We start from the raw sequence: 26,185 nt of genomic DNA on the forward strand, positions 1-26,185 counted from the left end.
CGCAGGTTTTACTGCGTGGCCTGTTGCTCGAAAAAAATCCGCGCCTGTTGCAGATAATCCGTGCGCATTTCGGGGTCCAGCCAGTCGGCATACGACTGGTTCAGTTGCTCGTGGGGCAGGGTCCGCAGCAGTTGGTTGATCTCGCTGATCGCCTGACGGCCCTGAGGAGTATCGGAACACCCGACAAAGCCAGACAGATACTTGCCGGTGCCACGAATCGGAAAGAACACCAGTTCGTCTTCGGCAATTTGCGCCTGCTGCGCCTGATAGCGGATCTCCGGCCAGTAACCCAGCACCACTTGCAGACGCCCCAGGCGCTGCATCGACAGCAGGCTGCTCAGGGCGTCGTTGCCATAATGCGGCGTCAACGCACCGCCGGGAGCCTGCTTGAGCAGACTGTCGAGATACTCGCCGTAACTGCGTTCCGCGACGACTCCGACCTTGATCTCGCCATTGGCCAGAAATGCCGGCAGATCGACTTCACCGTCGATCAGGTACGGCGCCAGTACGTCGCGATCTTTCTGACGCACCACCAGACCATTACTGACAGCGCGAAACGCCGGGATAGAGAAAGTGATCCATTGCGTGCGCTCCTTGCTCCAGATCAGCGACGGATCGCAGGTGAAGGACGGCTCGTGCAGCATCTGCATGCCGCGGGCGCGATTGACCCGCATCAGCGTGTGTTCGTATTGCGGCATGCCGGCGATCAGCATCGGCATCAGTTGATCGATGACGCCCTGGCCCTTTTTCGGGCCTTCGAAGATGGTCAGGGGCGGCAGGTCGCGCAGCAACCAGACCAGCGTGGGTTTCGCTTGCGCCCAGGCGGGCAGGGCGAGCAGAAACAACAGGCCGAACAGCCGCCACGTCCACCAGTGGTGGGCGCGGTTGGCGTCCGATGTCTGCCGATGTTTCAGCTTAGATAGCTCCGTCTGCGCGCAACCGGGCGATCTGCTGTTCGTCGTAGCCAAGATCGTGCAGTACCTGCGCATTGTGTTCACCGAGCTGCGGCCCGACCCATTCGGAAGTGCCCGGTGTCTCAGAGAGTTTCGGCACGATGCCCGGCATCTTGAAAGGCTTGCCGTCCGGCAGCTTCGCCTGCAGGAACATTTCCCGGGCGAGGTACTGCGGATCGCTGAACATGTCCTCGGCACTGAAGATCCGGCTAGCCGGCACTTCCGCCTGATTGAGCAGGTCGAGCACGCTTTGCAGCGGCAGCGAATTGACCCAGCGGTCGATCACGCCATACAACTCGTCGCGGCGACTGTCGCGACCGTCGTTGCTCGCCAGTGTCGGGTCGTTGGCCAGATCCTCGCGGCCGATGATCAGCATGAAGCGCTTGAAGATTGCGTCGCCATTGGCGCCAATCTGCACGTGCTTGCCGTCGGCACTGGTGTGGATCGATGACGGCGTGATGCCCGGCATGATGTTGCCGGTGCGCTCGCGGATGAAGCCGAACACGTCGAACTCCGGCACCATGCTTTCCATCATGGCGAAAATCGCCTCGTACAACGCGACATCGACTACCTGGCCGAGACCGCCGTTGACCTCACGATGACGCAGCGCCATCAGCGCGCCGATCACGCCCCACAACGCGGCAATCGAATCGCCGATGGAGATTCCGGTGCGCACCGGTGGCCGGTCTTCGAAGCCGGTGATGTAGCGCAAACCGCCCATGGACTCGCCGACCGCGCCGAAGCCCGGTTGATCCTTCATCGGCCCGGTCTGGCCGAAACCGGAGAGGCGCACCATCACCAGTTTCGGATTCAGCGCGTGCAGGGTTTCCCAGCTCAGCCCGAGTTTTTCCAGCACGCCGGGGCGAAAGTTTTCGATCAGGATGTCGGCTTCGCCCAGCAGTTTTTTCAGGATCGCCAGGCCCTCGGGGTGCTTGAGGTTCAGCGTCAGCGACTTCTTGTTGCGCGCCTGGACGAACCACCACAGCGAGGTGCCTTCATACAATTTGCGCCACTTGCGCAGCGGATCACCGCCGTCGGGCGATTCGATCTTGATCACTTCGGCGCCGAACTCGCCGCAAATGCGCGAGGCAAACGGCCCGGCAATCAACGTACCCAATTCAATGACTTTCACACCGCTGAGCGGTTTGTTGGCGAACGGCATACTGAATCCTGTAGGACAAGGCTGAGCGGATACAGCGTTTTAACATAGCCGGCTGTCAGACGCCGCAGGTTGATCGCCATCAATTCGATGATTGCCTACGGCATCGGTTAGACTTGCCGACTTTCCTCGTATCAAGAAGCCCGTTCATGGCCCAGCCGTCTACCACGTACAAATTCGAACTGAACCTCACCGACCTCGACCGTAGCGTCTACGAGAGCGTCAAGCAGACCATCGCCCGTCACCCTTCGGAAACCGAAGAGCGCATGACCGTGCGGCTGCTGGCCTACGCGCTCTGGTACAACGAACTGCTGTCGTTTGGCCGTGGTCTGTCGGACGTGGATGAACCAGCGCTGTGGGAAAAAAGCCTGGATGACCGCGTTCTGCACTGGATCGAAGTTGGCCAGCCGGACGCCGATCGTCTGACCTGGTGCTCGCGTCGCACCGAACGCACCAGTCTGCTGGCCTATGGCAGTCTGCGCGTGTGGGAAGGCAAAGTGGTGCCGGTGGCGAAGAACCTGAAAAACGTCAACATCGCCGCCGTGCCGCAGGAAGTACTGGAAACCCTGGCCAAGGACATGCCGCGCGTCATCAAGTGGGACGTGATGATCAGCGAAGGCACGATCTTCGTCACTGACGACCGTGGTCAGCACGAAGTCCAGCTGGAATGGCTGGCCGGTGAACGCGGCTGATCCTGCGCCGCTTACTGATTAATCCCACGTATTCAAGAGAAGTTTCCGTTAGCCCATGCGTATTGATCCTCGACCGTTGCCTGCCACGCTGCCGTTTCTCGGTGACCTGCCACCTTTGCTGACCCGTTTGTACGCGGCGCGGGGCGTGCAATCCGAGGCGGAGCTGGATAAAAGTCTGGCGCGGCTGATTCCGTTCCAGCAGCTCAAGGGCATCGAGGCAGCGGTGGATCTGCTGGTGACGGCGCTGGAGCAGCGTCAGCGGATTCTGATCGTCGGTGACTTCGACGCCGATGGCGCGACGGCCAGTACGGTCGGCGTGCTTGGCTTGCGTCTGCTGGGCGCGGCGCATGTCGATTATCTGGTGCCGAACCGCTTCGAATACGGCTATGGCCTGACCCCGGAAATCGTCGAAGTCGCCCTGACCCGCGAACCGCAGTTGCTGATCACCGTCGACAACGGCATCTCCAGCGTCGAAGGCGTGGCGGCGGCGAAGAAGGCCGGGCTCAAGGTGTTGATCACCGACCACCACTTGCCCGGCGATGAACTGCCGCTGGCCGATGCGTTGGTCAACCCGAACCAGCCCGGCTGCGAGTTTCCGAGCAAGGCGCTGGCCGGGGTCGGGGTGATTTTCTACGTGTTGATGGCCTTGCGTGCACGCCTGCGCAGTCTCGGCTGGTACGAGAGCAAGCCGCAGCCGAACATCGGCGAACTGCTGGATCTGGTGGCGCTGGGCAGCGTTGCCGACGTGGTGCCGCTGGATGCCAACAACCGGATTCTGGTGCATCAGGGCCTCGAGCGGATTCGCGCCGGGCGTGCACGACCGGGGATCAAGGCAATTCTTGAAGTGGCCAAGCGTGACGCGGCGCGAATCACTTCCACCGACCTTGGATTTATCGTCGGCCCGCGCCTGAACGCGGCGGGGCGCCTGGACGACATGAGCCTCGGGATCGAATGCCTGCTCACCGCCGACGCCAATCTGGCGCGGGAAATGGCCGCGCAACTGGATGGCATGAATCAGGATCGCAAATCCATCGAGCAGGGCATGCAGCGCGAGGCGCTGGCCCAGCTCAAGGACTTGCCGGTGGAATCGATGCCGTTCGGCCTGTGCCTGTTCGATCCAGAGTGGCATCAGGGCGTGATCGGCATTCTCGCCTCGCGGATGAAAGAGCGTTATTTCCGCCCGACCATTGCCTTCGCCGATGCTGGCGACGGGCTGCTCAAGGGCTCGGGGCGTTCGGTGCAGGGTTTCCACATTCGCGATGCTTTGAGCGTGGTGGCGGCGCAGCATCCGAACCTGATTGCCAAGTACGGTGGCCACGCGATGGCGGCCGGTCTGACTTTGCCGCAAGAGAATTTTCCGCTGTTCGCCGAAGCTTTCGATGCCGAAGTGCGTCGGCAACTTCGTGAGGAGGACCTGACCGGGCGCATGCTTTCGGATGGCACGCTGGCGGTCGAGGAATTCCATCTGGAACTGGCCCGCGCCCTGCGCCATGCCGGGCCTTGGGGCCAGCACTTCCCGGAGCCGCTGTTCCATGGCGTGTTCCAGTTGGTCGAGCAACGGGTGGTCGGCGAGCGGCACCTGAAAGTGGTGCTGAAAAGCGAGTGCGGGTCGGTGAAGCTGGATGGCATTGCCTTTGGTATTGACCGCGATGTCTGGCCGAACCCGACCATTCAGTGGGTCGAGCTGGCCTACAAACTCGACGTCAACGAATTTCGGGGCAACGAGACGGTGCAACTGATGATTGCCCACATCGAACCGCGCTGACGCCATTCGCGAGCAGGCTCGCTCCCACAGGCACGGTGTTGTCTTTGTGGGAGCGGGCTTGCTCGCGAAGGCGCTCTTTCACACACAGAATTACTCTGAACCCTCCCTCATCCCCGGTTGTCGACTAGGCTCTAAGCACTGCTTGATTGGCCTTGTGACGTCTTGTCGAATTTTTTGCCCGCGGGGGCGGGTGCTGCACCTTTTCCTGTCACTCGTCGACTTTTCAAACAGAACCCTGGAGCCTGCCCACTGATTTGAGAGGTGCCCCATGAGTCTGCTGCTCGAACCCTTTACCCTTCGCCAACTGACCCTGCCCAATCGCATCGCCGTCTCGCCGATGTGCCAGTATTCCAGCGTCGACGGTCTGGCCAACGACTGGCATCTGGTGCACCTGGGCAGCCGCGCGGTGGGCGGTGCCGGACTGATTTTCACCGAGGCCACGGCGGTCACCGCCGACGGGCGGATCACCGCCGAAGACCTCGGTTTGTGGAACGACGAACAGATCGAACCGCTGCAACGCATCACCCGTTTCATTACGGCTCAGGGCGCTGTCGCCGGCATTCAACTGGCTCATGCCGGGCGCAAGGCCAGCACCCATCGGCCATGGATCGGCAAACACGGTAGCGTCAAGCCGGAGGATGGCGGCTGGACCCCGGTCGGGCCGTCGCCGATTGCCTTCGACCCGCAGCACACGCAACCGAAACAGCTGGATGAAGGGCAAATCGCCGAAGTCATCCAGGCCTTCGTCGCTGCGGCCAAACGTGCGTTGACCGCAGGTTTCAGCGTGGTCGAGGTGCATGCCGCCCATGGTTATCTGCTGCATCAGTTTCTGTCGCCATTGAGCAATCAGCGCCGCGATCAATACGGTGGTTCGTTCGAAAACCGTATTCGGCTGGTGCTGCAAGTCACCGAGGCCGTGCGCGAGGTCTGGCCACAAGAGTTGCCGGTGTTTGTCCGGGTTTCGGCCACCGACTGGGTCGAAGACGGCTGGAACCCGGATGAAACCGTGGAACTGGCGCGCCGCCTCAAGGCATTGGGAGCGGATCTGATCGACGTCTCTTCCGGTGGTACCGCCGCCAACGCCGAGATTCCTGTGGGGCCGGGTTATCAGACGCGCTTCGCCGAACGGGTGCGCAAGGAGTCAGGCATCGCCACCGGCACCGTCGGCATGATTACCGAGCCGGCGCAGGCTGAGCACATTCTGCGCACCTGTCAGGCCGACATCATCTTCCTCGCCCGCGAGCTGCTGCGTGACCCGTACTGGCCGCTGCATGCCGACGATGATCTGGGTGGGCGCAAAGCGGTATGGCCTGCGCAGTATCAGCGCGCGACCCATCGTGATCAGCCGATTCACGAGTCTGACTTGCGCGATTGAGTCGGTTGCGGTAAAGCAAAAAGCCCCGGTCAGTGATGGCCGGGGCTTTGTTTTGTCTGGTTGTCGTTGCGCTGCCTGGTCGAACGCTATCGCGAGCAGGCTCACTCCTACAGTTGATCTGCGTCGAACACTCATTTTGTGAACGATAGATCCCCCTGTAGGAGTGAGCCAGCTCGCGAAGAGGCCAGGTCAGGCGCTACATAACCCTCAAGGGTATTTACGCTTGTCCGGCGCCGGCGGGAAGTACTGGTACAACCAGGTCTCGCTCAATGTGCGGTCATTGGTGCGGATGAACAGGCGCAGTTCCACCGGGTCGACGCTGTCGCTGGTCGGGTACCAGTCGAACAGGATCCGGTAACCCTTGATGTCATCGAGCACCAGCACGCTGAAGTCCTGCACCTTGCCGTTGGAGCAGGTGACCACCGGTTCGATCCCGGTGCCCTGCGGCAGGCGATCGAGGCCGCCACCGGTGAAGTCCACGGCAAAACGACGGGCCCAGACCGGCGGGTAATGCTCGCCTGGTGCCCAGCCTTCGACGAATCCACCCATACCCGACCGGGTCGCATGCACCCGCGCCAGCGGCGTGCCGACCGGTGGCAGGGCGCTCCAGTAGAGCTTGTAGCCATAGTTCAGCGAGTCGCCGGCGGCCACTGGCTTCTTCGGCGTCCAGAACGCGACGATGTTATCGAGGGTTTCGCCGGTGGTAGGAATTTCCAGCAGATCGATGGAGCCTTCGCCCCACGCGGTTGTAGGCTCGACCCACAGGCTCGGGCGTTTGCTGTACCAGTCAACGGTGTCCTGATAGTTGGCGAACTCGTGGTCGGTCTGCACCAGACCGAAGCCCTTCGGATCGGTGTCGGCGAACGCGTTGAACTGCAGGGTCGCCGGGTTGTTCAGCGGACGGCAGATCCACTCGCCGTTGCCGCGCCACATCGCCAGGCGATCGGAGTCGTGAATCTGCGGGTGGATGGTGTCGCACATGCGGCGTTCGTGGGTGCCGCAGCTGAACATGCTGGTCATCGGCGCGATGCCCAGTTGTTCGATGGCGGTACGCGCGTTGATGTGGGCGTCGATCTCCATCACCACGCGCTCGGCCTGGCAATCGATGTCGAAGCGGTAGGCACCGGTGGCGCTCGGCGAGTCGAGCAGCGCATAGACCACAAAACGCGTGGCGTTCTGATCCGGGGTCTCGAACCAGAATTTAGTGAAGTCCGGGAATTCTTCGCGCTTTTTCGCGTAGGTGTCGACGGCCAGGCCGCGAGCGGAGAGGCCATATTGGCCAGTCGCATCCACCGCGCGGAAATAACTGGCGCCGAGGAACGACACCACGTCATGGCGATCCAGCTCCGGCGCCTTGAACAGCTTGAAGCCGGCAAACCCCAAGTCGCCCTTGAGCTGCTGGGTGTCGACTGAGGTGTTCTCGTAATTGAACAGCGTCGGGCGGAAATGCACTTCGCGGGCGGTGCGGGTCTTCGGATCGACGCTGTACATGCGCACCGGTTGACGGAAACCCATACCGACGTGGAAGAACTGCACGTCCAGCTGACCCTTGTTCTCTTTCCACAGCGAATGATCGCCGTCGTAGCGGATCGCGTTGAAATTCTGCGGGGTCATGGTCGCCAGGGTCGGCGGCAGCACCTGTTTAGTGTCCTGATAGGCCGAGCCGGCCAGTTGCTTGGCCTGACGCTTGAGCGCTTCGAAGTCGAAAGCCTGGGCCTCGCCATCGGCGGCGCCACCATTGGCTGCCCAGGCACGGGCGGCCAGCAGGCCGGAAGCCGAGAGACCGGTGTAAGCCGCAATGGCCATCGACGCTTTGAGCAAATTCCTGCGGTGCATAAATACAACCTGTCGTGAGCAATCCCGCGCCGTTCCTGGCACGTGCTGGATCAGAAATTACGGTTCGGACAAGCCTTCGGCCAAACGCAACGGACTATAAACAGATGCCGGCTAGCTTAAACGGTTCGCTCGCCGAGCAAAATTCGTTGATTCACAGTGACAGAGTGTCAATGAAACAAGACATGTCGGTTAAAAATCTGACAGGGCGTTCTGATTTATGCGGCATATCTGCTTTTTTCGACTAATTACTCTAAAAACCGCTTTTCAGCGCCGATTTAATTTCTATTCTATGGGCATGACCGGTGTTGACCGGTAGGGCACACGGCGCTGCTGTAAGGGGCAGGGCGATGTGGTGGTTTAGCAATTCTTTGAAGTATTGAAGGACATCGTCCATGGCAAAAATACAAGGTATCGCCGAAATGCTCGGCATCTTCCCCTGCCTCGGCAGCGGCCGTAGAAGGCGTCGTTTGAGTTCTGAAGAGCTGAAGCTGGTGGAGCGTTATCGCGAGTTGTCGGAGAGTGACCGGATAGCGATGCGGTATCTGGTGGATGCGATGCGGAGTGTTTCGCGGTTTTGAGTGGAAATAAAAAGGGGCGGACTGAAAGGTCCGCCCTTTTTTATTTGGATCAGCTACACGTTCCCAGGACTGGATACGGCCGCTGGCCGCGTATCAACTCCGGCACATCCCGCCATTTGACCCACGCCTGCTGTTGCCAGTGCAGCAGCGGTACGGTAACGCCTGCCCAATGCATTGAGCTCAAGCTCGGGTGGTTTTCCACAGGGCTTGATTGAGTTTCGCGCAGCATCGGGATGACTTCATGGCTCAGCCATTGGCGCAGGTGTCGGTTTTCCGGGACGAAGTGATGGACGAGCAGGGCGAACAGGCCGGACTCGCTGACCATCGCGCAATCGATGATTTCGCCGTCCCGACGCAGGAGGACATGGCGACGCTGGTCGGGATCGAGTTTCAGGGTGAGGCGTTCGTTCAGCGGATAGCCCATCAGACGACCGAGATCCTGAACACAGAACCAGGCTTCGTGGTCTTGCATGAAGGCGTGGAGGAAGCGGTTGTGGCGGGTGAAGATTGTGGGGGTGAAGAAGTCAGAACTTTCAGAAAGATTTTGGACGTGGTTAGGCATTTGTCGACTCCAATGTTGAGAATAGAGCCGCCACTCAAATGAGTGCGGTCACGCCGTTTTGATATTTACTCCGGCTCCGACACCGGGCCGCTGATTTCGCCGCCGAGAGAAAGCCTATCGGCTAGCCACCCAAGACGCCAAGTCGGCTCTATCGATACCTTCTGTAGGAAAGCGGGCTTATTTCTGAAGGCAGTATCTGTAGGAAATGCCTGATTTTGTAGTGTCAGCAGCAACCGACCGCCCAAGCCTTAGTTTTTCCTTTATCTATTTGGGTCCACGGAATGAACTGCATGGGTGCCATCAGGGCTAAGAGGTCGAGGCCTGCAATACGGTAAAAATAATCCTGCGATAAGCGGCGGTTGCGGATATCTCGATCAAGTAATACGTTGTTCCATTGAGTAATACTTTAGGGGTATGACATGTCGACGACCATGACCAGCAAGGGGCAAGTCACAATTCCCAAGCCAATTCGTGATGCTTTGCATCTTACGCCGGGCTCGGCCATTGAGTTCAGCGTCAACGATCATGGCGAAGTGGTTCTGCATAGTGCTAAGCGCGAATCGGGAAAAGCGCGAGCTCCTGATCGATTTGATGCCGTAAGGGGCAAAGCCGATATCAAATGGCGAACCGATGATTTAATGGCCTTGCTCCGAGGGGATGATTGATGGTGCTGGTCGATACGAATGTGTTGATTGATGTGCTCGAAGACGATCCGGTCTGGGCCGATTGGTCGATTCAGCAACTTCGTGCTCAATCACTGATCCATGAGTTAGCTATCAATCCGATAGTTTATGCAGAGCTATCACAGACATTTTCGACGTTTGAGGCATTGGACGGAGTAGTGAATCAACTGGGATTGGTCATGCAGGACATTCCCAGACCCGCACTGTTTTTAGCTGGTAAGGCCTTCGTGAAGTATCGGAAGGTTGGCGGTGGAAAGCATAATGTTCTGGCGGATTTTTTCATCGGAGCACATGCGGCCGTTAAAAAATTGCCCTTGTTGACAAGAGACTCCAAGCGTTACCGCAATTATTTCCCTTCAGTCGAATTGATAACGCCGTCCTGAGCTTATGGATTGCTACACGACGTGCGGTCTCGCAAATCGCCCCGGTAACAATGAATCTACCGGGGCGATTCTGCTTTATCGACTCACCTTCCACGCATCCCCAGCCGGCGCCTTGCCATGGTCATACGGCTTGCCAATCCACATGTAAATCAGCCCCAAACCAATCACGATCGCAGTGCTAAGCACCATCGCATAGTTCACATACCAAGCCGCATCCGGCGTACGCGGCCAGGCCATGTTGATGATTGCGCCGACGCCATACACCAGCGCGCCGATGTTCACTGGCCAGCCCCAGGCGCCGAGGGTGAATTTGCCGCTGGGTTTCCAGCCTTTCATCCGCGCATACAAAGCAGCCAGCACGATCATCTGGAACGCGAGGTAAATGCCGATGGCGGCGAAGCTGACGATGGTGGCCACGGCGTCTTGCAGGAAGAAGCCGAGGGCGATGATCAGGGCGGGCAGGACGCCGGACACGAACAGCGCGGCAACGGGCACCTGAGTGGTAGGAGAAATCTTTTTCAGCAGTCGGCTGCCGATGACCATTTCATCGCGAGCGTAGGAGTACAGCAGACGACTCGCCGCAGCCTGCAGGCTGATGACGCAGGAGATGAAGGAAATCATCACCACGCCCATCACCACTTTCGAACCGATCGGGCCGAAGGCGTTGTTGAGGATGGTGGTGACCGGGTCCTTGTCGGTGCCGTTGATCACCGCTTGCATGTCCGGCACGGCGAGGATCAGCGCCAGGCAGGCGAACATCGCCGCGATGCCGCCGATGTAGATGGTCATGCGCATGGCCACCGGGATTTTGGCGCTGGGGTTCGGGGTTTCTTCGGCAACGTCGCCGCAGGCCTCGAAGCCGTAGTAGAGGAACATCCCGGCCAGCGAAGCGGTGAGGAACGCCGGCAGGTATGAGCCATCAACGCTGATGTCGAAGGTGTTGAACAGCACGCTCAGCGGTTGGTGACGTTCGAAGATCAGCAGGTACACGCCGACGATCACCGCGCCGACCAGTTCGCAGAGGAAGCCGAACATGGCGATGCGCGCCAGCACTTTGGTGCCGCTCAGATTGACCAGCGTGGCGAACAGGGTCAGCACCAGTGCGATGACGATGTTGGTGTTGTTGCTCGGCTCAAACCCGAGCATCGCCGCCAGATACGGGCCGGCACCGACAGCCACCGCCGCAATGGTCACGCACAGGGCGATGGAGTAAATCCAGCCGACCATCCACGCCCATTTCTTGCCGACCAGACGCCGCGCCCACGGATAAACGCCACCGGAAATCGGGAACTGCGAGACCACTTCGCCGAAGATCAGGCACACCAGCAACTGGCCGCAACCGACCAGCAAGTAAGCCCAGAACATCGGTGGCCCGCCGGCCGCGAGGCACAGGCCGAACAGGGTATAAACCCCCACGACCGGTGACAGATAGGTGAACCCTAAAGCGAAGTTTTCCCACAGGCTCATGCTGCGGTTGAAGTTCGAGGTGTAGCCGAGTTTGCGCAGTTGTTCGGCATCGCTGTCGGCAACGGCGGCCGAGAGTTCGGGTGAGGCACTCATGTGTTTTGCTCCGGGAAATCGGCAGATTTCGGATGGCCGAAGCCGTGGCGGGGCTTTGTGGGCGCCGCCCGGGTCGGTAGTTATTGTTTTGGGATCCTGGTGGTGCGTAATGCCGGTTTTCTTCCTGAAACCGAGGTGACGCCTTCGCGAGCAAGCCCGCTCCCACCTTGGAATGCGTCCCCGTGTGGGAGCGGGCTTGTTCGCGAAGCTTTTAAAGGCTTAGTGCTTGAACATCACATGCCGAACCGTGGTGTAGTCCTCCAGCCCATACATGGACATGTCCTTGCCGTAGCCGGACAATTTCTGCCCGCCATGGGGCATTTCGCTGACCAGCATGAAGTGTGTGTTGACCCAGGTGCAGCCGTACTGCAACCGTGCGGACAAGCGATGGGCGCGTCCGACATCCGCCGTCCATACCGAGGAGGCGAGGCCGTAGTCCGAATCGTTGGCCCACTCCAGCGCCTGCGCTTCATCGGTGAATTTGGTTACTGACACCACCGGCCCGAACACTTCGCGGCGGACGATCTCGTCATCCTGTTGCGCGTCGGCCAGCACCGTCGGCTCGAAGAAGAAACCGTCGCCTTCCACAGCCTTGCCACCGGTGATCAAGCGAATGTGCGACTGTGCTACGGCGCGCTCGACGAACGCGGCGACGCGGTCGCGATGCTGCGCGGTGATCAGCGGCCCCAGTTCGGTCGATGGATCATCCTGCAAGCCGTACTTGATGCTGCTCACCGCCGCGCCGAGCTTCTCGACAAACTTGTCGTAAATGCCTTGCTGCGCATAGATCCGGCACGCGGCAGTGCAGTCCTGTCCGGCGTTGTAGAAACCGAAGGTGCGGATGCCTTCGACGGCGGCATCGATGTCGGCGTCGTCGAAGATGATCACCGGCGCCTTGCCACCCAGCTCCATGTGCATGCGTTTGACGCTGTCGGCGGTGCTGGAAATGATGTTCGAGCCGGTGGCGATGGAGCCGGTCAGCGAGACCATGCGTACTTTCGGATGCGTGACCAACGGGCTGCCGACGCTAGGACCGCGACCGAATACCAGATTGAGTACACCGGCCGGGAAGATTTCCGACGCCAGTTCGGCCAGACGCAACGCGGTCAGCGGGGTTTGTTCCGACGGCTTGAGCACCACGGTATTACCGGCAGCGAGGGCCGGGGCGATTTTCCAGGCGACCATCATCAACGGGTAGTTCCACGGCGCGATGGAGGCGATCACGCCCACCGGGTCGCGGCGGATCATCGAAGTATGGCCGGGCAGGTATTCGCCACCGGCCGAACCGCTCATGCAACGGCTGGCGCCAGCGAAGAAACGGAACACGTCGGCAATCGCCGGGATCTCGTCGTTCAGTGCGGCGCTGTAGGGTTTGCCGCAGTTGTCGGATTCGAGTTTCGCCAGTTCCTCGCCATGGGCTTCGATGGCGTCGGCGAGTTTGAGCAGCAGCAGCGAACGGTCTTTCGGCGTGGTTTGCGACCACTCGGCGAAGGCGTTGTCGGCGGCGCGCACGGCGGCGTCGACCTGGGCCTCGGAGGCTTCGTTGATCTCCACCAGTATGCTGCCGAGCGCCGGGTTGAGCACCGGTTGGGCCGGTCCTTCGCCGTTGACCAGGTGGCCGTTGATCAAGAGTCTGGTTTGCATGTCTGTTGTCCTCTTCGAAGCAATTGTTATTTTTCTGAAGAAACCGGGTTCCATTGTGGGAGCGGGCTTGCTCGCGAAAGCGGTGGGTCAGCCGACATCAATGCTGAATTTGATTGCCTCTTCGCGAGCAAGCCCGCTCCCACATTTCGATCCAGTTTCTTCAGTTATTCGGTTATTTCCCACCACTGCCCGCGACACTCTCGCCACCCCGGGTCAGGTAATACGCGCCGAGAATCGGCAGCATGGTCACCATCATCACCAGCATGGCGACGACGTTGGTCACCGGCACATCCCGTGGGCGGCTGAGCTGGTTGAGCAGCCACAACGGCAACGTGCGCTCATGCCCGGCGGTGAACGTGGTGACGATGATTTCGTCGAACGACAGCGCAAAGGCGAGCATGCCGCCGGCCAACAGCGCCGAGCCGAGGTTCGGCAGGATGATGTAGCGGAAGGTCTGCCAACCATCGGCACCCAGATCCATCGAGGCTTCGATCAAACTGTGCGAAGTACGCCGCAGACGGGCGATGACGTTGTTGTAGACGATCACCACGCAGAACGTCGCGTGACCAACGATGATGGTGAACATCCCCGGCTCGATCCCCAGTGTCTTGAACGTCGCCAGCAGCGCGATCCCGGTGATGATCCCCGGCAGCGCGATCGGCAAAATCAGCATCAGCGAAATGCCCTGCTTGCCGAAGAAATCGCGGCGGTACAACGCTGCCGAAGCCAGCGTACCGAGCACCATCGCGATCAACGTGGCGATGGCTGCGATCTGCAATGAGAGCTTGATCGCCTCCAAAACATCCGGCCGCGAAAACGCCACGCTGAACCAGTGCAAGGTGAAGCCCTTCGGCGGAAAGCTGAACGCCGCTTCCTCGGTGTTGAAGGCGTATAGAAAGATGATCAGGATCGGGAAGTGCAGAAACACCAACCCGCCCCAGGCTGCAATACGCAAACCTAATGAAGCCTTTTCAGAGTGCATCGAAGGCCCCCAGACGTTTGACGATGGACAGGTAAACCGCGATCAACACAATCGGTACCAAGGTGAACGCCGCCGCCATCGGCATGTTGCCGATCGCACCTTGCTGCGCATACACCATGCTGCCGACGAAATAGCCCGGCGGTCCGACCAATTGCGGCACGATGAAATCGCCCAGGGTCAGCGAAAAGGTGAAGATCGAGCCGGCAGCAATTCCGGGAATCGACAGCGGCAGAATCACTTGCATGAAGGTCTGACGCGGCTTGGCGCCAAGGTCGGCTGAGGCCTGCAACAGCGACGGCGGCAAGCGCTCCAGCGAGGCCTGAATCGGCAAGATCATGAACGGCAGCCAGATGTAGACGAACACCATGAACCGCCCCAGATGCGAGGTCGACAAGGTGCTGCCACCCACCCCGGGAATCCCCAGAATGAACTGCAACACCGGCTCCAGCCCCAGATGCTGGACGAACCATTGCGCGACGCCGCCCTTGGCCAGCAGCAGCGTCCAGGCGTAGGCCTTGACGATGTAACTGGCCCACATCGGCATCATCACCGCGATGTAGAAAAACGCCTTGGTCTTGCCCGTGGTGTAGCGCGCCATGTAGTAGGCAATCGGGAACGCGACGATGGCGCTGGCGATCGACACGACGATGGCCATGCTCAGCGTGCGCAGGATGATGTCGAAGTTCGACGGCTGAAACAGCGCGGCAAAATTCGCCAGCGTCAGGTCAGGGGTGACTGCCATGGTGAAGTCGTCGAAGGTGTAGAAACCCTGCCACAACAGCACCAGCAACGAGCCGAGATAGATCGCGCCGAACCACAGCAACGGCGGCACCAGCAGCAGCGACAGATAAAGATTCGGCTTGCGATAGAGCAGGTTGGAAAACCGGCGCAGGGGCGGTGCTTGAGTCATCGCGAGCGTGCTCATTTCACACCCCGCTCGCCACGGTGTCGTGCAGCGGGATCATCGCTTCCCGCGCCCAGCGTGCGCTCAGGCGCTGGCCGGTCTGGTGCTGCGCGCTGCTGTCGATCCACTGATTGTTGGCGTGGCTGATGCTCAGGGTCTGGCCGTTTTCCAACGTCAGTTCATAGCGCGTGGCGCTGCCCTGATACTGGATGTCGTGGAGCAGACCGCTGACTTCGATTTCATGGCTGGCGAGCGGACCTTCGGCGAAACGCACGTGTTCCGGGCGAATCGAAAACGGCTGCGGATGCCCGCTGAGCTGACGCGCCAGATCGCCACGAATCACGTTCGAAGTACCGACGAATTCGGCGACGAAGGTGGTGGTGGGTTTCATGTACAGATTGCGCGGGGTGTCGACCTGTTCGATGCGGCCCTTATTGAACACCGCCACGCGGTCGGACATCGACAGTGCTTCGGTCTGGTCGTGAGTGACGAAGATGAAAGTGATGCCGAGCTGGCGTTGCAGCTTCTTCAGTTCACTCTGCATCTGCTCGCGCAGTTTCAGGTCGAGGGCGCCCAACGGCTCATCAAGCAACAGCACCCGTGGGCGATTGACCAAGGCGCGGGCGAGGGCGACACGCTGGCGCTGACCGCCGGACAACTGCACCGGTTTGCGTGCGCCGTAGCCACCGAGGGCGACCATGTCCAACGCCTCTTCGGCGCGCTTGTGGCGTTCGGTTTTGCTCACGCCTTTGACCTTCAAACCGTAGGCGACGTTGTCCAGCACGTTCATGTGCGGGAACAGTGCGTAATCCTGGAATACCGTGTTTACATCACGTTGATACGGCGGCAGACCGGCCGCTTCGGCGCCGTGAATGCGGATCGAGCCGGCGCTCGGTTGTTCGAAACCGGCGATCAGGCGCAGGCAGGTGGTCTTGCCCGAGCCGGAAGGGCCGAGCATGGAAAAGAACTCGCCGTCCTGGATGTCGATGGAAACCCGGTCAACGGCCTTCACCTCGCCGAACTGCCGGGAAACGTTGGTGAACTGGACTGCAAGCGTCATGGTGCGGTGCTCCAAAAAGGCGTGGGCCGTCGCAGCGGTCCTCGCCTGGACTTCTGAAAAAACTGAAACATCTAACGGTGAATGCGATCCGCTTTTAGCTCCCTCTCCCTCCGGGAGAGGGCGGGGGGTGAGGGTGGCCTCATTGGCCGTCGCCCTTCAATCAAGAGCAAAGTCAAAAGCCACCCCCTCACCCCAGCCCTCTCCCCCAGGGGGGAGAGGGGGAAAGGGAGTTAGACCAAGTTGCTCTCGGGCTTACCTGCCGCCCATGATCGCAATGTAATCCTGAGTCCAGCGGCTATAAGGCACAAACTTGCCGCCCTCGGCCTGCGGGGTTTTCCAGAAGGCGATCTTGTCGAACTGGTCGAAGCCATTGGTCTTGCAACCCTCGGCGCCGAGCAGTTCGCTCTCCTTGCACGCCGCGGGCACGGCTGGCAGCGAACCGAACCACGCCGCCACGTCACCCTGGACTTTCGGCTGCAGTGACCAGTCCATCCACTTGTAGGCGCAGTTCGGGTGCTTGGCCTCGGCGTGCAGCATGGTGGTGTCGGCCCAACCGGTGGCGCCTTCTTTCGGAATGGTCGAAGCGATCGGCTGTTTCTCGTTGATCAGGCCGTTGACCTGATACGGCCACGCGCTCGACGCCACCACGCCTTCGTTCTTGAAGTCGCTCATCTGTACCGTGGTGTCGTGCCAGTAACGGTGAATCAATGGCTGCTGCGCGCGCAGCAGATCGAGCACGGCCTTGTACTGCGCTTCGGTGAGTTGATACGGATCCTTGATCCCCAGCTCAGGTTTGGCGGTCTTCAGGTACAGCGCCGCATCGGCGATGTAGATCGGGCCGTCATAAGCCTGCACGCGGCCCTTGTTCGGTTTGCCGTCGGGGAAATTCTGCGCGTCGAACAGTACGTTCCAGCTGGTCGGCGGCGTCTTGAACACGTTGGTGTTGTACATCAGCACGTTCGGGCCCCACTGATACGGGGTGCCGTAGGTCTGGTTGTTGACCACGTACCACGGCGCATCTTTCAGCCGTGGGTCGAGGGTTTTCCAGTTCGGGATCAACGCGGTGTTGATCGGTTGCACACGCTTGCCGACGATCAGGCGCAACGAGGCATCGCCCGAAGCGGTGACCAGATCGTAACCACCCTTGGCCATCAGGCTGACCATCTCGTCGGAGGTCGCGGCGGTCTTGACGTTGACCTTGCAGCCGGTTTCTTTCTCGAAACCGCTCACCCAGTCGTAAGCCTTGTCGCTCTCGCCACGTTCGATGTAGCCCGGCCAGGCGACAATATCCAGCTGACCCTCGCCGGCGCCCACCGCCTTCAGCGGCTCGGCAGCTTGCAGGCTGGCGCTGGCCAGCAGGGCTGTGGTGATTGCACTGAGCAGTGCGGTCTTGTGCACGAACATGGTTGAACCCTCTTCTTTAAATTATGGTCGGGGCAGTTGTGAACGCGGTGAAGCATGCCGTTGGCGGCTTGTTATTAGCGTAGTCAGAGATGCTGGCCGTGGCGGGCCATGATGTGCCGCACCACGCTGTAGTCCTGCAGCGAGTCACTGGATAAGTCTTTGCCGTAACCCGAACGTTTCAGCCCGCCGTGGGGCATTTCGCTGACCAGCATGAAATGGCTATTGATCCAGGTGCAGCCGTACTGCAAGCGGGCGGCGACCTGCATTGCCTTGTCCAGATTCTGCGTCCACACCGACGAGGCGAGGCCGTATTCGGAGTCGTTGGCCCAGTCCACGGCTTGCGCGAGTTCGTCGAAGCGGGTCACGGTGACCACCGGGCCGAACACTTCGCGCTGGACGATTTCATCAGTCTGCTTGCAACCGGCCAGCAACGTCGGCTGGTAGAAGAACCCGGCGCCGGAATGCACCGCCGCGCCGGTCACGCGCTCGATGTGCGGCTGGCCGAGCGCACGCTCCACGAAACTGGCGACGCGGTCGCGCTGGCGGGTGCTGATCAGCGGGCCGATCTCGTTGTCGGCATCGCGTTTGCCGGCGAAGCGCAGGCTGCTGACCGCCGCGCCGAGCTCGGCGACCAGTTTGTCGTGAATGCCGGCTTGCGCGTAGATCCGGCACGCGGCGGTGCAGTCCTGCCCGGCGTTGTAGTAACCGTAGGTGCGCACGCCGTCGACCACCGCTTGAATATCCGCGTCGTTGCAGACAATCACTGGGGCTTTGCCGCCGAGTTCCAGGTGTGTGCGTTTCAGGGTTTTCGCCGCGGCCTGGAGGATTTTCTGCCCGGTGACGATATCGCCGGTCAGCGAGACCATGCGCACCTTGGCGTGACCGACCAGATGGCTGCCGACGCCTTCACCGCCGCCGCAGATGATGTTGATCACCCCGCGCGGCAGGATCTCGGCGAGTGCTGGCGCCAGTGCGAGGATCGACAGCGGTGTGTGTTCCGACGGCTTGAACACCAGCGTATTGCCGGCGGCGAGGGCCGGGGCGATTTTCCACGCGGCCATCATGATCGGGTAGTTCCACGGGGCAATCGACGCCACCACGCCAATCGGATCGCGACGCACCATGCTGGTGTAACCCGGCAGGTACTCGCCACTGAGCTGACCGGTCTGGCAGCGCACGGCACCAGCGAAGAAGCGGAACACGTCGACGGTGGCGGTCAGATCGTCCTGCCGCGCCAGGTGCAGCGGCTTGCCGCAGTTCAGCGCTTCGAGGCGAGCGAGGTAATCGGCGTGTTTTTCGACGGCGTTGGCGATGTCCAGCAGCAGACTGGAACGTTGTTGCGGCGTGGTGCGCGACCATTCGGCAAAGGCACGGTGGGCGGCGAGGATCGCGGTTTCGACCTGCTCGGTGCTGGCCTCGGCGATGTGGGTGAGGATTTCACCGCTGGCCGGGTTGAGGATCGGTTCGACAAAACCCTGCCCGGCGACCAGTTCGCCGTCGATCAGCAACGCGGTACACATCGGGGTCTGCACGCCAGCCATTTTCCGCGATCTCTTTTCTTGTGTGGTCATTGTGGCTCCCGTGCCCGGGAGCCGACCGCCTTATAGATGCAGCAAGACTAGTGCGCGGCTCCGAGGTCGACAAATTCTAAATACTGAAGGTGGCATTCGATTAAATAGATGGCTTGCGTCCGCCGTGCGGCTGCTCGCGGGCTACGGTCAGAAATGGATCAACCAGGGCAGGGCGCGCGGTCCCACGGCGCCAGGCCAGACCGACATCGAGGGTCTGGTTGAGGTCGGCAATCGGCCGCGCTTCGATGATGTCGCCCTCCAGTGACCATGGGCGATAAGTCATGTCCGGCTGGATTGATACACCCAGACCTGCCGCCACCAGACTTCGCACGGCTTCGGTGGATGCGGTTCTGAGAGTGATCTTCGGTTGCAGCCCGGCGCCGCGCCAAAGTCTTTGGGCGTTGCGATCCATTTCATCAACATTCAGTTGAATCAGCGGCTCGCGAGCGACGTCGGCGAGGTTGATGCTGTCGTGTTCCAGCAGCGGATGTTGGGCCGGCAGCCACAGACGGTGCGGCGAGTGGGTCAGCACTTCGGTCTGCAGGGCGTGGCGGTCTTCGAGGTTGGAGAGGATCAGCACGCCGACATCGATTTCGCCGCTGACCAGCAAATGCTCGATGTACGGCCGCTCGTCCTCCATCACCCGAATCTCGACGTTGGGATAGGCGCGCTGGAACCGGGTCAGCAAATCGGCGAGGTAATAACCGGCGACCAGGCTGGTCACGCCGACAATCAACTGACCGGCGACCTGATCGGTGCTCTGTTGCAGGCTGCGCTTGGCGTTGTCCACCGTGGCCAGAATCAGGTGCGCCTGCCGCAGGAACTGGTGGCCCTGGTGAGTCAGGGTCATGCCCTTGGCGTGGCGGCTGAACAGGCTGACGCCGATTTCCTCTTCCAGCTGCTGAATGGCCAGGGTCAGGGTCGATTGGGAAATAAACGCGGTTTGCGCAGCGGCGGAAATCGAGCCGGTCTCGGCCACCGCGATGAAGTGACGGATCTGACGCAGGGTCATCATGAGGAGGGTACCCGGTGGGCGGTTTTTATAGATTGGCCTGAGTGTATATCTATTTTCACGAAGGGCTGCTGCAGGCGGAGCAACATCTGGAAGCACACTCGCAAGCAGGGGCGGGGCACTTTCGAACTAGGCTGAGGGCCTGATAGATCCGGATAAGCCCTGTTTTGGAGGCGGAACATGAACACCCGTGGATTGCTCGATCAACTACTCAAGTCTGGCCAGGATCTTTTGCAGAACAAGGCCGGTGGCGCGCAGAACAAACCCGCGGCTGGCGGGCTGGGCGGTTTGCTGGGTGGGTCTTCAGGCTCCGGTGCGCTGGGCGGCCTGCTCTCGGGGGCAGGCGGTGGTGCTCTGGCGGCCGGGGCCATGGGCCTGCTGCTCGGCAGCAAAAAGGCGCGCAAGGTCGGCGGCAAGGTTGCGGTCTACGGTGGCCTCGCTGCCCTTGGTGTGCTGGCCTATAAGGCTTACGGCAACTGGAACGCCCAGAAAGGCACCGCCCCACAAACCGAACCGCAAACCCTGGATCGTCTGCCACCGGCGCAAGCCGAGCAGCACAGCCAGGCGATTCTCAAAGCACTGGTCGCCGCCGCCAAGGCTGACGGCCACATCGATGATCGCGAACGCCAGTTGATCGAGGGCGAGTTCACCAAACTCGACAACGATCAGGAACTGCAACACTGGCTGCACGCCGAACTTAACAAACCCCTCGACCCCACCGACGTCGCCCGTGCTGCGAGTACGCCGGAGATGGCGGCGGAGATGTACATCGCCAGTGTGATGCTGGTGGACGAGGAGAGCTTTATGGAGAAGAGCTACCTGGATGAACTGGCGAAGCAGTTGAAGCTGGAGCCGGGGTTGAAGGTGGAGTTGGAGAAGCAGGTGCGACAGTTGTGAATTGATACCTCATCCAGGCCGATGAACATCATCAAAATCATCGGCCTTCGGAGTAGCAACGATGCCTTTCGCTTCTTGAGCGCGGTAATACGCCTCAATCGTCAACAATGGATCGATACGCGCTTTGACAATGCAAGCTTCCTTTTGCCATGGATACTCATGTAACTGCTTGGACAGAGTCTTCAGACCACCTGTGATCCATCCCTTTTCCGACTGATCTCTCCATCGTCTTGGGTTGCGGCCTGTTTTCACATCGTAGGCTGCAGTTACGGGATCAAGATGGCGGCTTTGCTCAAGCACAGGCAAGTCGGGCAATGGCTGCGTTACATCCATGTAGCGCTGCAGGCAGTCCCAGAAAGCGAGTGCGTTGGCCTGATCCAGCCCGAGCGAGTGAACCTTGGTGGCCAAGCAAATTTTATTATCCGTATAGCGGTGATTTAACCACAGCGCATAGTCATGGGAGCCGAAGCCATTAGGAAGCAGCTGAAGCACTGGGTCGAACTCTTCAAACGGGGCAACGAATAACTTTCGGAAACGCCTTTTGAACCTGAGCATGCCGTCAGTTCGATTGAATTCGCTGCCATCGTGTGTGCTGATTTTGCTATGAATCCACAGCAGTGCGTCGGTACCAAGGGACGCTACGAAATACAGAAAGGCGCCCGCCCATAGGGCGATACACATAGAGTTTGCACTGAATAATGAGTCTTTTATCCAATAGGTAGCAATTGCACCGGCTACAAATCCCAATATTTGCATGTGGTGAAGAAATTTATTTCCCGTCATGAATAACACGAGAGAGGAGAGCATCAAAATGGCAGTTGAAATACCAATGATCGCTCCTCCTGCGGTGCCAGGGTTGCCATATCCTAACTCTGTGCCTATAGAACCAAAGACCCCCAAAACCCAAGGCGCCCAGATGAACGAATAGCTGATGAGCTTAAGTACGAAGAAAAAATGGGTGGCTTTGCTGGAGTTCTGAAACTTCCAGCGTTCATGACTGCAATAGGATTCTATGACGTTATCGATTTTTTTATCCGAGTCAGAGAGTCTGATCGCTTCAAGTTGAGAGCTGACTTCCACCTCCGGTTCTAAATTGGCGTAATTGCCAAATGCGAGATGAGTGTTAAACATTCCGGTCCGGTTTGCATCTTCCCGCCAGCGAGGTGGTGGCAAAGGTTTTTTGCTATCGCTTCGATATGCTCCAATCGTATAAGTCGTATCTCTTTCTGTAATCATACTTTAGACTCGATTATCTCAATCTGCCAATAAGCTGGTGCGTCCTCGGCTGGAATTTTATCCGAAGGTGTTTGGCGATCTTTAGAAGTAAATGCTTTCCATTTTTTTGGGCTAGGTTGAGGCAGCACTAAAATATCTTCTGTTTCGTTAACGCTGAGTTCAAATTGCGCGCTGATTTTAAGCCCCTCCGTCATGTCGAAGCTATAGCGTTGCAGTGGATTAAGGTGCACGACGGGAAGGCTAGGTGACAGAATGTACAGTACACTGGTCGCATCGAGTGGTAAGGCAGAGATCTTTGGATTCGTCGCCGGTACACGGTGATACCGTTTGACCGCTAATAATCCAGACTTCTCTAATTTGCTTTGGAATTCTTGTACGATCAATCGGAACTTTTTATCATTTTCAAACATTGCGAGTAGAGGCGAGCTCAAAACTACAGCCCAGTCATTGTCATTCAGCAGTTGCTTTTCAGGAAGCACGCATTCCAGTGCCGAGTCAGGCTTTTTTGACCGATTGTTATCTGCGTTTTGTAATGCGATTCGATGAGCCGCTGGCGCCTTTTTGCGCCATTGCGATAAGCGCTCAACAAATATCTGGGGTCTCCCGATGATGCCCAGAAGTTGCTGATAAGCTATTTTCTGGTCTTTTAAATGGGTAAAAATATCACTCTTGCCAATGAGGCTGTCCAACATTCCTGCCTCGGCAAATTGAATCCCAAAAGGGCCTTTTTTTACGATTATTTCAGTATCGCTGTCAGTGAATATATTCGCAGCAATTGTGCCGCCGATAGTCATTAACACGCCAGCGAGCAAGATGTATGGATTTACAACCAGACCTAATCCATAAGCGCCCCACAAGCCGCTGCCAACTGCAACAACTCCATACGCTGCGGCGGCATCAGTATCGCCCTGACTGAAGGATCGGTAACTGTCCCATCCGCCCAGTACCGCACCTCCAAGGGTTGCGATACCGCCTACCGAACGAAGTAATGGTAGTTTTGAACTGCCCGTCTGGTTTTTTAGATTCTTTGCCCAGTTTGTGGAGATTTTCGCTATGTCAAATCGCGGCTTGGTTAACTTTTGCTCCATCGTTGAACCGAGTAGTAGCTTGCTGTGGCTTCCCAGCGCTGCAGATAAATCCAGTGTTGCGCTGGCTATCCCTGCGCTTCCTCGAAGGGTCTCATCACTACTGTTGAGGTCTTTATAGGCTTTTATCTGTGCCCAAATATTATATGTTGCAAACGCAACCATGAGTGTTGGTATTGTTTTGTTTTTCTCTAAAGCTTGCGTAGCTGAACTCATTTGTACGCGAAAGGCGCTGTAACTTGCCAGGTCCGGGTGGTCCTTGGGTATTGCAATTACGGTTAAGTTACGCAGGCTTGGTCGTGAGGAGGCGCCGATTCGTGGACTTGTGCTACCTAAAATTCCACCTGATTGATTATGCAACGTCGCATAGCGATAACTTTTTCTGGTTAGTGCCTGACGTTCGACTTCAGTGATTCCACCGCGCAAATCAGCGCCTTGTACACCAATAACAACATAATCCTGTGCGAGCGCTTGGCCTTGTTGCATCAGTTTTATAGTTGCTACTTTTGGCAGTAGCACTGAGAGTGTAGAAAATGCGGGCGTGAATATACGATCAAGCTGAATTTTTGAGGCGTTTTGAGATAGTCGGCCAATTTGCGCGACTACACTTGCGCCAAAGTTATCGAATAAGTCAGCGAGAAAATAAACGAAACCCTTCCCCGCACTTGGCTGATCCACTGCTCCGGTCAACGTGGATGTCAGGATCAAAGTACTCAGCCCGGTCAATGCTGGGTCGGGCGCTTGGGCTGTTTTTCGAAGTTTGATAATTCGTTTTATCGTCTCTGGAAGCTGTTCCTGGTTTTTTGCTAATAACAGTGAGCCAAGCGGGTGCTCACCTTTCAATATGGCCTCGCAAATGCGATTTGCGGACGTAGTAATCTCTTTGTATCCTTCACCGGTATACATTGCATCGCAACGATCAGGTAACTGATTGAGCGCCTCAAGTATTTCGGTCATTAAACTGTAAGGCTCTAAGAGGCCCTCATCATTTCTATAGCACCAGTCAAGAAGGACTGTGTGCACTTTTCTGTCAGTTATTTCAATAAGGCGAGCCAGTCTTGCGGCCAATTGCTCTCGACATTTTTTTCGCTCCTCTTCAAATACGACACTCTGCAATTTGGGCAAATCGACCTTGTCTTTTAAGTCGGCCAATGGCCCTTCGAGCGTGCTGTACAAAACCTGAGCATATTGTCCATGTTGCTGATGGGGAACAAGAGCATTCAGAGTCTGCAGATAATCAACACATTCGCGAATTTGCGTCGTCGCGTGGCGCACTTCGTATAGCGGATCGTCGAGAATCATCCCAATCAGATGCGGGTAACCACGCAGTCCGTTTTGGGTCAGCAAATCCTCTCCAGCCTCCAGGGTCGGTAGAGCCGGCGGTGGCGCGTGTTTTATTTTTTGAGCGAGCTCTTCTTTGCGCTTTTGCAGCTTCACGATTAGCGCATCGGGTTTGAAGGCTGCGAAGTCCGGCGTGAACTGTGCAGGATCTTCCATAGCCGCTTCAATGCTGAAGTCGCGTGAACGCAGGCCTTTGGTCAGTTTTGCGATCGGTGTCGCGGGGTGAATTGATGTGGGTTTCCAGATCGTCGTCTCACCCGCTGTTGCTGCCCAGGCGGAGGCCATATTTTGGCTGCGGGCCCTTATTCGGCTCGGGTCTTCTTCCAGCCAGGTGATGTATTCCCACGTCCAGGAAACTTCACTAAAAGCCATGCTGAATTGTCGACCCAAAAAGCGGCCGTCGAGCATCATCGGTACCAGGATCAACTGCTGATTGACGCCTACTGGCTCACGTTTATCGGCGTTGCCTTTTTGATCCGCCACTTTTCGCCAGTGGACCAGGTCGACTTCGGCCAACTGCCCTTTACCATCAGTAACGAGTTCACGCCAAACCTTGTTGTTTTGGAACACATAGACGCGACCCACCCGCGGCACGCCGCCCTGCAGCGTTTCATTGAGCTTGTCGTGGCCGGGCAGGCGGGCCAGAGGTGTGACTGCAAGCACAATATTTTTCTGGAACCTGTCCAGTTCTTCAGTGGTTTTCGCGTCCACCATGACGGGAATCTGCAGGTGCCCGCCGTCGATACGTTCTACGTTAAGCACCAGCCGGTATTTTTGATCATTCTCGTAGTCGACCTTCTTACGCGTTCCTTCGTTAATGGACTTGTCCTTGAACTCACTCATGCCTTGTCCTCTGGCCCCAGCAATTGCAATTGGCTGCCTGATTCGGGATCGCCCCACACATCGACGATGAGGGCCTCTTTACCTTTTTCGCTGGTATTTCTCGCGGCGGGTTTATTTAGCGGTGCGTTGCCCAGGAGTTGTCCGACCGGCGCGGTATCTGCTGGCTTGGGTGGCACTGGCAGTGCCGCTGCAGCTCCCGTCCCGCTAACTGGACTGCCGCCGGAGTTCATGTCTATCACCGGGCCGCTCAGTGTAACGCCACTGGCGTCGATCTTGATGAAGCTGCCGCCGCCAATCAGGGTCAGTTCGCTACCGGCTTCCATTACGATTTTGGTGCCACTATCAAGATGAATCTCCTGCCCCGCATCAATGAACTGACCGGTGCCGATCTTGATGTGCTGATTCACGCCCACGGTCAGGTGATCGTTGGCGCGGGCCTCGACTTTGCGGTCTTCGTAGACGGTGTGGTGTTCCTCGGCCTTGAATTCTGTGTAGCTGTTTTGCTCGACGGTGTCGTGGCGTTCGTTGCCGACGCGGATCTTCTGGTCGTGCTCGATGTTTTCGTCCCAGTCGCGCTGGGCGTGGAGGAAGATCTGCTCCTGACCTTTCTTGTCTTCGATGCGCAGTTCGTTGTAGCCACCGCCCCCCATCGAGCTCAGA

21 protein-coding genes and 1 pseudogene are annotated in these 26,185 nt (G+C 58.5%); 7 read left to right on the forward strand and 15 right to left on the reverse strand.

The window, feature by feature from the left end; genetic code table 11:
* Positions 1 to 8: 8 nt before the first annotated feature.
* Positions 9 to 968 (reverse strand): TIGR02285 family protein, encoded by a 960-nt coding sequence (locus tag KCG87_RS23285; protein WP_225137657.1) that lies wholly within the window; start codon positions 966 to 968, stop codon positions 9 to 11.
* On the reverse strand, positions 916 to 2,115 hold the full coding sequence (locus tag KCG87_RS23290; protein WP_095138297.1) for a CaiB/BaiF CoA-transferase family protein: 1,200 nt from the start codon (positions 2,113 to 2,115) through the stop codon (positions 916 to 918). Before KCG87_RS23290 ends, KCG87_RS23285 begins: the two co-directional genes overlap by 53 nt.
* Positions 2,116 to 2,261: 146 nt before the next feature.
* Here KCG87_RS23290 and KCG87_RS23295 point away from each other — a divergent pair, with 146 nt between their 5' ends.
* The 3 genes from KCG87_RS23295 (at position 2,262) to KCG87_RS23305 (ending at position 5,944) form a co-directional block, all read left to right on the forward strand.
* The gene (locus KCG87_RS23295; protein WP_003222001.1) at positions 2,262 to 2,804 is read left to right on the forward strand and encodes a YaeQ family protein; all 543 of its coding nucleotides are present in this window, start codon (positions 2,262 to 2,264) and stop codon (positions 2,802 to 2,804) included.
* 55 nt (positions 2,805 to 2,859) lie between these two features.
* The gene (gene recJ, locus KCG87_RS23300) at positions 2,860 to 4,569 is read left to right on the forward strand and encodes a single-stranded-DNA-specific exonuclease RecJ (protein ID WP_097086375.1); all 1,710 of its coding nucleotides are present in this window, start codon (positions 2,860 to 2,862) and stop codon (positions 4,567 to 4,569) included.
* Between the two features lie 268 nt (positions 4,570 to 4,837).
* Positions 4,838 to 5,944 (forward strand): NADH:flavin oxidoreductase/NADH oxidase, encoded by a 1,107-nt coding sequence (locus KCG87_RS23305; RefSeq protein WP_134785512.1) that lies wholly within the window; start codon positions 4,838 to 4,840, stop codon positions 5,942 to 5,944.
* Between the two features lie 207 nt (positions 5,945 to 6,151).
* On the opposite strand, the gene KCG87_RS23310 is transcribed toward KCG87_RS23305, so the two are convergent.
* Positions 6,152 to 7,780 (reverse strand): glucan biosynthesis protein D, encoded by a 1,629-nt coding sequence (locus KCG87_RS23310; protein WP_115988137.1) that lies wholly within the window; start codon positions 7,778 to 7,780, stop codon positions 6,152 to 6,154.
* A gap of 392 nt (positions 7,781 to 8,172) precedes the next feature.
* Between KCG87_RS23310 and KCG87_RS23315 the strand changes: the two genes are divergently transcribed.
* Positions 8,173 to 8,358, forward strand: a complete 186-nt coding sequence (locus KCG87_RS23315; protein ID WP_003222012.1) for a hypothetical protein — start codon at positions 8,173 to 8,175, stop codon at positions 8,356 to 8,358.
* Positions 8,359 to 8,407: 49 nt separating this feature from the next.
* Here KCG87_RS23315 and KCG87_RS23320 read toward each other — a convergent pair whose 3' ends face one another.
* A complete protein-coding gene (locus tag KCG87_RS23320; RefSeq protein ID WP_210558952.1) occupies positions 8,408 to 8,920 on the reverse strand; it encodes a Bro-N domain-containing protein in 513 nt (170 codons plus the stop codon).
* Positions 8,921 to 9,339: 419 nt separating this feature from the next.
* Between KCG87_RS23320 and KCG87_RS23325 the strand changes: the two genes are divergently transcribed.
* Positions 9,340 to 9,585 carry a type II toxin-antitoxin system PrlF family antitoxin gene (locus KCG87_RS23325; protein WP_082341390.1) on the forward strand — a complete coding sequence of 82 codons (246 nt, stop codon included), beginning with the start codon at positions 9,340 to 9,342 and terminating at the stop codon, positions 9,583 to 9,585.
* On the forward strand, positions 9,585 to 9,986 hold the full coding sequence (locus KCG87_RS23330; protein WP_103306411.1) for a type II toxin-antitoxin system VapC family toxin: 402 nt from the start codon (positions 9,585 to 9,587) through the stop codon (positions 9,984 to 9,986). Before KCG87_RS23325 ends, KCG87_RS23330 begins: the two co-directional genes overlap by 1 nt.
* A 75-nt stretch (positions 9,987 to 10,061) precedes the next feature.
* Here KCG87_RS23330 and KCG87_RS23335 read toward each other — a convergent pair whose 3' ends face one another.
* From KCG87_RS23335 to KCG87_RS23370, 8 genes are all read right to left on the reverse strand, one after another.
* Entirely contained in the window at positions 10,062 to 11,546 is a 1,485-nt protein-coding gene (locus tag KCG87_RS23335) for an amino acid permease (protein ID WP_210558953.1), read from the reverse strand.
* 219 nt (positions 11,547 to 11,765) lie between these two features.
* The gene (locus KCG87_RS23340) at positions 11,766 to 13,190 is read right to left on the reverse strand and encodes a gamma-aminobutyraldehyde dehydrogenase (protein WP_097086388.1); all 1,425 of its coding nucleotides are present in this window, start codon (positions 13,188 to 13,190) and stop codon (positions 11,766 to 11,768) included.
* Between the two features lie 172 nt (positions 13,191 to 13,362).
* A complete protein-coding gene (locus KCG87_RS23345) occupies positions 13,363 to 14,172 on the reverse strand; it encodes an ABC transporter permease (RefSeq protein WP_007967757.1) in 810 nt (269 codons plus the stop codon).
* A complete protein-coding gene (locus tag KCG87_RS23350) occupies positions 14,162 to 15,097 on the reverse strand; it encodes an ABC transporter permease (protein WP_045122310.1) in 936 nt (311 codons plus the stop codon). The genes KCG87_RS23345 and KCG87_RS23350 overlap by 11 nt, the downstream gene beginning before the upstream one ends.
* A gap of 1 nt (position 15,098) precedes the next feature.
* Positions 15,099 to 16,136: an ABC transporter ATP-binding protein gene (locus KCG87_RS23355; protein ID WP_134785514.1), complete on the reverse strand. Its 1,038-nt coding sequence runs from the start codon at positions 16,134 to 16,136 to the stop codon at positions 15,099 to 15,101.
* Positions 16,137 to 16,388: 252 nt separating this feature from the next.
* Positions 16,389 to 17,540, reverse strand: a complete 1,152-nt coding sequence (ydcS, locus tag KCG87_RS23360) for a putative ABC transporter substrate-binding protein YdcS (protein ID WP_096795797.1) — start codon at positions 17,538 to 17,540, stop codon at positions 16,389 to 16,391.
* Positions 17,541 to 17,623: 83 nt separating this feature from the next.
* Positions 17,624 to 19,081, reverse strand: coding sequence for a gamma-aminobutyraldehyde dehydrogenase (locus KCG87_RS23365; RefSeq protein WP_210558957.1), 1,458 nt, complete (start codon positions 19,079 to 19,081; stop codon positions 17,624 to 17,626).
* 130 nt (positions 19,082 to 19,211) lie between these two features.
* Positions 19,212 to 20,126, reverse strand: a complete 915-nt coding sequence (locus KCG87_RS23370) for a LysR family transcriptional regulator (RefSeq protein WP_007967749.1) — start codon at positions 20,124 to 20,126, stop codon at positions 19,212 to 19,214.
* A gap of 177 nt (positions 20,127 to 20,303) precedes the next feature.
* Between KCG87_RS23370 and KCG87_RS23375 the strand changes: the two genes are divergently transcribed.
* Positions 20,304 to 21,020, forward strand: coding sequence for a tellurite resistance TerB family protein (locus KCG87_RS23375; protein ID WP_098967404.1), 717 nt, complete (start codon positions 20,304 to 20,306; stop codon positions 21,018 to 21,020).
* Positions 21,021 to 21,029: 9 nt separating this feature from the next.
* Here KCG87_RS23375 and KCG87_RS23380 read toward each other — a convergent pair whose 3' ends face one another.
* The 3 genes and pseudogenes from KCG87_RS23380 to KCG87_RS23390 form a co-directional block, all read right to left on the reverse strand.
* Positions 21,030 to 21,701, reverse strand: coding sequence for a hypothetical protein (locus tag KCG87_RS23380; RefSeq protein ID WP_134787553.1), 672 nt, complete (start codon positions 21,699 to 21,701; stop codon positions 21,030 to 21,032).
* A gap of 551 nt (positions 21,702 to 22,252) precedes the next feature.
* Entirely contained in the window at positions 22,253 to 25,525 is a 3,273-nt protein-coding gene (locus tag KCG87_RS23385) for a hypothetical protein (protein WP_210558954.1), read from the reverse strand.
* Positions 25,522 to 26,185, reverse strand: a pseudogene (locus tag KCG87_RS23390) (type VI secretion system tip protein VgrG); the annotation flags it as partial. The gene KCG87_RS23385 and the pseudogene KCG87_RS23390, both read right to left, overlap by 4 nt.

It is taken from the genome of Pseudomonas sp. MWU347 (assembly GCF_017947305.1).
Classification (GTDB): domain Bacteria; phylum Pseudomonadota; class Gammaproteobacteria; order Pseudomonadales; family Pseudomonadaceae; genus Aquipseudomonas; species Aquipseudomonas putida_A.